7 protein-coding genes are annotated in these 8,508 nt (G+C 72.4%); 4 read left to right on the forward strand and 3 right to left on the reverse strand.

The genetic code is table 11. The features are described from left to right. Positions 1-204 precede the first annotated feature (204 nt). Entirely contained in the window at positions 205-408 is a 204-nt protein-coding gene (locus AXW62_RS37090; protein WP_007383480.1) for a cold-shock protein, read from the forward strand. A 260-nt stretch (positions 409-668) separates the two neighbouring features. After that, complete coding sequence (locus AXW62_RS37095; protein ID WP_370595016.1) at positions 669-1,478, forward strand: phosphatase; 810 nt, start codon at positions 669-671, stop codon at positions 1,476-1,478. Between the two features lie 395 nt (positions 1,479-1,873). On the opposite strand, the gene AXW62_RS37100 is transcribed toward AXW62_RS37095, so the two are convergent. The 3 genes from AXW62_RS37100 to AXW62_RS37110 form a co-directional block, all read right to left on the reverse strand. Continuing rightward, entirely contained in the window at positions 1,874-2,767 is an 894-nt protein-coding gene (locus AXW62_RS37100) for an acyl-CoA thioesterase (protein ID WP_060948269.1), read from the reverse strand. 59 nt (positions 2,768-2,826) lie between these two features. Further along, complete coding sequence (locus tag AXW62_RS37105; RefSeq protein ID WP_030841710.1) at positions 2,827-3,984, reverse strand: acyl-CoA dehydrogenase family protein; 1,158 nt, start codon at positions 3,982-3,984, stop codon at positions 2,827-2,829. A gap of 200 nt (positions 3,985-4,184) precedes the next feature. Then, complete coding sequence (locus AXW62_RS37110; protein ID WP_030841713.1) at positions 4,185-4,796, reverse strand: SACE_7040 family transcriptional regulator; 612 nt, start codon at positions 4,794-4,796, stop codon at positions 4,185-4,187. A gap of 199 nt (positions 4,797-4,995) precedes the next feature. Between AXW62_RS37110 and AXW62_RS37115 the strand changes: the two genes are divergently transcribed. Continuing rightward, entirely contained in the window at positions 4,996-6,648 is a 1,653-nt protein-coding gene (locus AXW62_RS37115; protein WP_030841715.1) for a carboxyl transferase domain-containing protein, read from the forward strand. 158 nt (positions 6,649-6,806) lie between these two features. Then, positions 6,807-8,508 (forward strand): acetyl-CoA carboxylase biotin carboxylase subunit (locus AXW62_RS37120; RefSeq protein WP_252368874.1); only part of this gene is annotated, 1,702 nt, incomplete at its 3' end.

The following is an 8,508-nucleotide window of genomic DNA, read 5'->3' on the forward strand; positions in this document are numbered from 1 at the left end:
GTTTCTCGCCGTCACGCGGCCGCACGTGCTAGAGTCGTTCTCGTTGCAGTTGTGGTACCCATGAACTTTATGTGCGCCTGACGGTATGTAGCGTCAGGCGCATTCTTTGTTTCTGCCGGTCTTTTCCGGATGGGGTCATTTCGGCGACGCGGGATGCATTGTCCACGCATTCCGGATCGACCCCTCTACATCAAGGAGAAGAACATGGCTTCTGGCACCGTGAAGTGGTTCAACGCGGAAAAGGGCTTCGGCTTCATCGAGCAGGACGGTGGCGGCGCCGACGTCTTCGCCCACTACTCGAACATCGCCACCAGCGGCTTCCGTGAGCTGCAGGAAGGCCAGAAGGTGACCTTCGACGTCACCCAGGGCCAGAAGGGCCCGCAGGCCGAGAACATCGTTCCCGCCTGATCACCGCGCCTGATACGAGCCGGGGCCCGCACCTGAGTGCGGGCCCCGGCTCGTATCGTCCCCACCCGGGAACAGCAGCGTGGTCGGCGGGGCGCCGGTCCACCGCCAGGCCGATGCCCTGCGCGGCGGCGCGGAGGTGGTCATCGCGGCCCCCGGGCGCCTCCAGGACCTGAGCGAAGGCGGACATCCGGCATTTCGCCATGATCGTGTCACGCCCGACCGGCGGAGGATGTCCCCATTCCCTCCCCGGAGAGGCGACAATGGGCGACATGCCAATACCCAGCGCCGTGCCCAGCCGTGCCGAACTGATCGACCACCTCATCCGTACGCGCATCGCGGGGGACGTCGCCACTCCCCGTGAGAACAACCTCTCCCACTACCGCAAGCTGGCGAACGGCGACCGCCACTACTGGCTCGGGCTGGAGCTGGGCGACCGCTGGACCGATGAGCAGGACGTGCTGGCGGTCATGGCGGAGCGGTGCGGGGTGGTCGACGACCCGGGGCACCGCGCGGGGCAGGACACGATCGACCCGGAGCTGACGGTCGGCGCGCTGGACCGGATGGCGTCGGTGCTGCGGAAGGCGGCGGAGGCGAACGAGCGGGTGCTGTTCGCCACCGGGCACCCGGGCGGGCTGCTGGAGGTCCACCGGGCCACGGCGGCGGCGCTGCGGGCCGCGGGGTGCGAGATCGTGGAGATCCCGGGCGGGCTGCAGGCGGACGAGGGGTACGTCTTCCAGTTCTGCGATGTGGCGATGCTGGAACGGGGCGCCACCCTGTGGCACACCCACTCCCCCGCGCCCATGGCGGCGATCCTCGACGGGCTGGCCCACGAGGGGCGTCCGCTGCCCGATCTGGTGGTCGCCGACCACGGCTGGGCGGGGTGCGCGGGACAGCGGGGCATCGACGCGGTCGGCTACGCGGACTGCAACGACCCGGCGCTCTTCCTGGGCGAGTCCGAGGGCACGCTGTCGGTGGTGGTCCCGCTGGACGACCACGTCACCAATCCGAGGTTCTACGACCCGATGGCGGCGTACCTGCTGGACGCGGCGGGGCTGACGGCCCAGTTCTGACCCGCCGGGCCCGCCTCCGTCCGGCCCGGCGTCCATAGACCCGTAGAAGCCCGACCGAGCGTCCGCCCGGCGCCCATAGGGGCTGACGTCCGCCCGGCGCCGTACCGGCCAGGGCCCGCTCCGGCGCTCGTACGGGCTGGTGTCCGCCCGGCGCCCGTACAAGCCCTGGCCGCCCGAGCCCGCACAAGCCCGTGGCCACCAGGCGCCCGTACCGGCCGACGCCACCCGCACGGCGGCCGTCGGCCAACGCCCGTCCGGCACCCGCCCGGCGTCAGCGCGGCCCGTCCGGCGCCCGCGCGGCCCTGCCTCGTGCCCGTACGGCCCGGTCTCGCCCCCGCACCGCCCGGCCTCGTCGGTGTCCGGCGGGGCGGCCCCGGGGCGCCCCGCCGCCGCGTTCACTTCTTCTCGCGCGGCACCCGCATGACCCCTTCCTGGATCACGGAGACGGCCAGCCGCCCGTCGGCGGTGAAGATGCGCCCCTTGGCGAGGCCGCGCCCGCCGGACGCGGAGGGGCTCTCCTGGTCGTACAGCAGCCAGTCGTCCACCCGGAACGGCCGGTGGAACCACATGGCGTGATCCAGGCTGGCCCCGACGATGTCGCCGACCGCCCAGCCGCCGCGCCCGTGGGCGAGCAGCACCGAGTCCAGCAGGGTCATGTCGGAGACATAGGTCGCCAGGCAGACGTGGAGCAGCGGGTGATCGGCGATGCCGTCCAGTTTGCCGTTGGTCCGGAACCAAACCTGCGATTTGGGCTCGCGCGGCCGTCCCACGCTGCCGAAGGGCGGCTCGTCCACGTACCGCAGGTCGACCGCGGCCCGCGCCTGCAGCATCCGCTCGGTCACCCCGGGTCCGAGGAAGAGGTGCTCGTACCGGGGCAGCAGCTGCTCGGCGGTCGGCAGGGAGAGCGGGTCGGGTACGTCCGGCATCCGCTCCTGGTGTTCGAGGCCCTCCTCGTACAGCTGGAAGGAGGCCGACAGGTGGAAGATCGCCTGACCGTGCTGGACGGCGACCACCCGGCGGGTGGTGAAGGAGTGGCCGTCCCGGATCCGGTCGACGGTGTAGACGATGGGCGCCCCGGGGTCTCCGGGCCGCAGGAAGTACGCGTGCAGCGAATGCGCCGAGCGGTCCTCGGGGACGGTGCGGCCCGCGGCGACCAGGGCCTGGGCGGCGACCTGACCGCCGAAGACCCGTGGCACGAGGGGCGCGGCGTCGCTGGTGCCGCGGAAGATGTCCTCCTCGATCTGCTCCAGGTCGAGCAGATCGAGGAGGCCCTGAAGTGCGTCATTCATGGTTCAAGCAGTCTGGCAGACCCGTATTGCGGTGCTGTTGCCGCTGGTCATGACGGTCGTCACAGACCCATCGACTTGGCGACGATGGACCGCATGACCTCGCTGGTCCCGCCGTAGATCCGGTTGACGCGGGTGTCCGCGTACAGCCGGGCGATGGGGTACTCCATCATGTAGCCGTAGCCGCCGTGCAGCTGAAGGCACTTGTCGATGACGACGGCGGCGCGCTCGGTGGTGAAGAGCTTGGCGGAGGCGGCATCGGCGGCGGTCAGCTCGCCGGCGTCGTGCGCGTCCAGGGCCCGGTCCACGACCGCCTGCATCGCGTCCACCTCGGACTGGCAGTCGGCGAGCACGAACTTGGTGTTCTGGAACGACGCCACCGGCTTGCCGAAGACGGTGCGGTCCCGCACGTACTCGGTGGCGAACCGGACGGCGGCCGCGGCCTGCGCGTACGCCCCGACGGCGATGCCCAGGCGCTCCTGCGGCAGATTGTGGGCGAGGTAGCCGAACGCCTTGCCCTCCTCGCCCAGCAGGTCCTCCACCGGCACCTTGACGTCGGTGAAGGACAGCTCGGCGGTGTCGGAGGTCTTCAGGCCCAGCTTCTCCAGCTTGCGGCCGACCGCGTAGCCCTCGCTCCTGGTGTCCACGACGAGGATGGATATGCCGCTGCGGCGGTCCTCGGGGGTGGGCGGGGCGGTGCGGGCGCAGACCAGTACCCGGTCGGCGAGGACACCGCCGGTGATGAAGGTCTTGGCGCCGTTGAGGACGTAGTGGGTGCCGTCCTCGGAGAGCCGGGCGGTGGTCTTCATGCCCGCCAGGTCGGAGCCGGTGCCGGGCTCGGTCATGGCGATGGCGGTCATCATCTCGCCGGTGACGAAGGGGGGCAGCCAGCGCCGCTTCTGCTCCTCGTTGGCGTACTTGAGGAGGTAGGGCAGGCAGAGCGCGGTGTGCACGCTGCTGCCGCCGAAACTGACCCCGGCGCGGGCGGTCTCCTCAGTGATCACCGCGTTGAACTTGAAGCTGGTCTGGCCCGCCCCGCCGTACTCCTCGGGCACCTCGATCCCGAAGACCCCCAGCTCGCCCAGCTTCTTGTAGAACTCGCGCGGGGCCTGGCCCGCCTCCCGCCACTCCTCGTAGTACGGCACGACCTCGGCCGCGATGAAGTCGCGGATGGTCTCCCGGAACGCCTCGTGGTCCTCGTTGAACACCGTGCGGCGCATAGTTGGCCCGGCCCTCCTTACGGCTGAGCCGCCGCCGCTCTCGCGGACCCGGCCGGCCGCTGTCGTGGTTCCTCAGTGATTGGCTCGGCAACGCTCATCCAAGCGTTTGCTCAACGCTCACCTAAGCGCTTGCTCAGTTGAAAGCTACCCGTGAGTCACCGAGCTGTCCAGCCTCGTCCGATCCCCTCCCGCGGACCGCCTCAGCCGCCGTCCGGGCCATGGGCGCCATCGAAGGCGCCGAGGGCGAGGCGGCGCAGCAGGGCGGCGGTGGCCGCACGCCCCGGGAGGGCGCCGGGACGGCCGAGGTGGGGGGTGGAGTTCAGCAGCCCGAAGACGGCGTGGACGCACGCGCGGGCCTCGGCCTCGGCGAGCCGGGGATAGACCTCGCGCACCACCTCGACCCACAGCTCCACGTACTGCCGCTGGAGCGAGCGCACCAGCTTGCGGTCGGTGTCCCGGAGCCGGTCGAGCTCGCGGTCATGGAGGACGATCAGCGGGCGGTCGTCGAGGGCGAAGTCGATATGGCCCTCGATCAGCGAGTCCAGCACCTCGGCCGGGGCGAGCCCGGCACCCTTCCCCTCGGCGGCGCGCCGCTTGCCACCCGCCAGCAGCCGGCCGCTGATGCCGACGAGCAGCTCGGCGAGCATCGCCTCCTTGCCCGGGAAGTGGCGGTAGAGACCGGGTCCGCTGATGCCGACCGCCGCGCCTATCTCGTCGACGCCGACGCCGTGGAAGCCGCGCTCGGCGAAGAGGCGCGCGGCCTCCTTGAGGATCTGCTCGCGGCGGGTCGGGGCGGGTGCTTGCGTGCTCATGAAACCGATTCTAGACAGCGGGGTTAGTGGTCGTTAACCTGGTGGTAATGAGTTAACGTTAACTAACCGGACCGAACGAGAACCGGCCGGACGGGAACCGGCCGACAGACAACCGGCCGAGCGACAACCGGCCGACAGACAACCGGCCGAGCGACAACCGGCCGGACGAGAACCGGACCGAGCGAGGGGGCTCGTAGCCATGGAGCAGGCACCGGCGCTGCGCAGCGGCGCCGACCCGGCGTCCGACACCTGGCGGGCCAATGAGGCCGCGCACCGCGAGCTGGCCGCGCGGCTGCGCGAGAAGCTGGCCGTGGCACGGCTGGGCGGCGGGGAGAAGGCGCGGGCGCGGCACACCGCACGCGGCAAGCTGCTGCCGCGCGACCGGGTGGACACATTGCTGGATCCCGGCTCCCCCTTCCTGGAGCTGGCGCCGCTCGCGGCCGAGGGGATGTACGGGGGCCAGGCCCCGGCGGCGGGGGTGATCGCCGGGATCGGCCGGGTGGCGGGCCGCGAGGTGGTCGTGGTCGCCAATGACGCCACCGTCAAGGGCGGCACGTACTACCCGATGACGGTGAAGAAGCATCTGCGCGCCCAGGAGGTCGCGCTGGAGAACCACCTGCCGTGCGTCTATCTGGTCGACTCCGGCGGCGCCTTCCTCCCCATGCAGGACGAGGTCTTCCCGGACCGCGACCACTTCGGGCGGATCTTCTACAACCAGGCGCGGATGTCCGGCGCCGGGATTCCCCAGGTCGCGGCGGTGATGGGGTCCTGCACGGCGGGCGGGGCGTATGTCCCGGCGATGAGCGACGAGGCCGTGATCGTGCGCGGCCAGGGCACGATCTTCCTGGGCGGTCCGCCGCTGGTGAAGGCGGCCACCGGCGAGGTCGTCTCGGCGGAGGAGCTGGGCGGCGGTGAGGTCCACTCCCGGGTCTCGGGCGTGACCGACCACCTGGCGGAAGACGATGCCCACGCGCTGCGGATCGTCCGCTCCATCGTCGCCACCCTGCCGCCGTCCCCGATGCGCCAGGGTTCGCCGCCGTGGCCGCTGGAGCCCTCCGAGGAGCCCGCGGTGGACCCGGCGGGGCTCTACGGGGCGGTCCCGGTCGACTCCCGCACGCCGTACGACGTGCGGGAGGTCATCGCGCGGCTGGTGGACGGCTCGCGGTTCGCCGAGTTCAAGGCCGAGTTCGGCACCACGCTGGTCACGGGCTTCGCGCGGATCATGGGCCATCCGGTGGGCATCGTCGCCAACAACGGCATCCTGTTCTCCGAATCGGCCCAGAAGGGCGCCCACTTCATCGAGCTGTGCGATCAGCGCGGCATCCCGCTGGTCTTCCTGCAGAACATCTCGGGCTTCATGGTGGGCCGCAGCTATGAGGCAGGCGGGATCGCCAAGCACGGCGCCAAGATGGTGACCGCCGTCGCCTGCACCCGCGTCCCCAAGCTGACGGTCGTGATCGGCGGTTCCTACGGGGCGGGCAATTACTCGATGTGCGGCCGCGCCTATGCGCCGCGCTTCCTGTGGATGTGGCCCAACGCGAAGATCTCCGTGATGGGCGGTGAGCAGGCCGCCTCCGTGCTCGCCACGGTCAAGCGCGACCAGATGGAGGCGCGCGGGGAGACGTGGAGCGCCGAGGAGGAAGAGGCGTTCCGGGCCCCGGTCCGCGAGCAGTACGAGGCGCAGGGAAACGCCTACTACGCCACCGCCCGGCTGTGGGACGACGGTGTGATCGACCCGCTGGAGACCCGCACGGTCCTCGGGCTCGCCCTGACCGCCTGTGCCAACGCCCCGCTGCCCGGCCGTACGGCCACCGAGCCCGTGGCGCCCGGCTACGGCGTCTTCCGGATGTGAGGGGGATGCACCCGATGAGCCCGATGAGCCCGACGACTCCGGACAGCCCGACCGGCTCGGCCGGTCCGACCGGCCCGACGAGCCCGACCGGCCCGACGAGCCCGACGAGCCCGACCGGTCCGATGCGGGGGACGCGGGCGACGAGCCCGTCGCCCGCGATGTTCGACACCGTCCTGGTGGCCAACCGCGGTGAGATCGCCGTACGCGTCATCCGCACCCTGCGGCGGCTCGGCGTGCGCTCGGTCGCCGTCTACAGCGACGCGGACGCCGACGCCCGCCATGTGCGGGAGGCGGACACGGCGGTGCGGATCGGCCCCGCCCCCGCCGCCGAGAGCTATCTGTCCATCGAGCGGCTGCTGGAGGCCGCCGCGCGCACCGGCGCCCAGGCCGTCCACCCCGGCTACGGTTTCCTCGCCGAGAACGGGGCGTTCGCCCGCGCCTGCGCCGACGCGGGGCTCGCCTTCATCGGGCCGCCCGCCGGGGCCATCGAGCTGATGGGCGACAAGATCCGCGCCAAGGAGACCGTGCGCGCGGCCGGGGTGCCGGTGGTCCCGGGCTCCTCGGGCAGCGGGCTGACCGACGACCAGCTCATCGCCGCCGCCCGGGAGATCGGGATGCCGGTGCTGCTGAAGCCCTCGGCGGGCGGCGGCGGCAAGGGCATGCGGCTGGTCCGCGACGCTGCGCTGCTCGGCGACGAGATCGCGGCCGCCCGGCGGGAGGCGCGCGGGGCGTTCGGCGATGACACGCTGCTGGTGGAGCGCTGGATCGACCGGCCCCGGCACATCGAGATCCAGGTGCTGGCGGACGGTCAGGGGCAGGTGGTCCACCTCGGTGAGCGCGAGTGCTCGCTCCAGCGCCGCCATCAGAAGATCATCGAGGAGGCGCCCAGTCCGCTGCTGGACGAGGCCACCCGGGCGCGGATGGGCGAGGCCGCGGTGGCGGCGGCCCGGTCCTGCGGCTATGTGGGCGCGGGCACGGTCGAGTTCATCGTGCCGGGCGACGATCCGTCCGCGTACTGCTTCATGGAGATGAACACCCGTCTCCAGGTGGAGCACCCGGTGACCGAGCTGACGGTGTCGGTCGGCGGACGGACCGGGCTGGATCTGGTGGAGTGGCAGCTGCGCGTCGCGGCGGGCGAGCCGCTGCCGTTCGGGCAGGACGAGATCGCCTTCCGCGGCCATGCGGTGGAGGCCCGGATCTGCGCCGAGACCGCCCGCGCGGCGGCCGACGGCCGGGTGGACTTCCTGCCCTCGGCCGGCACCGTGCTGGCGCTGGACGAGCCGGTGGGCGAGGGCGTGCGGGTCGACTCCGGGCTGAGCCCGGACACCGAGGTCGGCACCGTCTACGACCCGATGCTCGCCAAGGTCATCGCCCATGGCCCCGACCGTCCCACGGCCCTGCGCCGGCTGCGCGCTGCCCTCGGCTCCCTGACGGTCCTCGGCGTGGACACCAACACGGGCTTTCTGCGCCGTCTGGCCGCCCACCCCACGGTCGTCTCGGGCGAGCTCGACACGGGCCTGGTCGACCGCGCGGCCGCCTCGCTGATCCCGTCGGCCGTCCCGGAGGAGGTCTACGCGGCGGCGGCCCTGCTGCGCCAGGCGGCGCTGGAGCCCACCGCGGCGCGGGGCGGCGGACCCGGTGCGCAGGGCGGCGGACCCGGTGCGCGCCCGGAGCCCGGTGGCCCCGGCCCCGGCGGTTCCGGTTCCGGTGGCCCCGGCGGCTCCGGCCTCGGTGGCCCCAGCCTCGGTGGCCCCGGTTCCGGCGGCTCCAGCCTTGGTGGCCCCCGTTCCGGCGGTACGGCGCGGGGCCCGGCCGCTGGCGCGTGGGTCGATCCGTTCTCGGTGCCGACCGGCTGGCGGC

It is taken from the genome of Streptomyces hygroscopicus subsp. hygroscopicus, assembly GCF_001553455.1.
Lineage (GTDB): Bacteria > Actinomycetota > Actinomycetes > Streptomycetales > Streptomycetaceae > Streptomyces > Streptomyces hygroscopicus.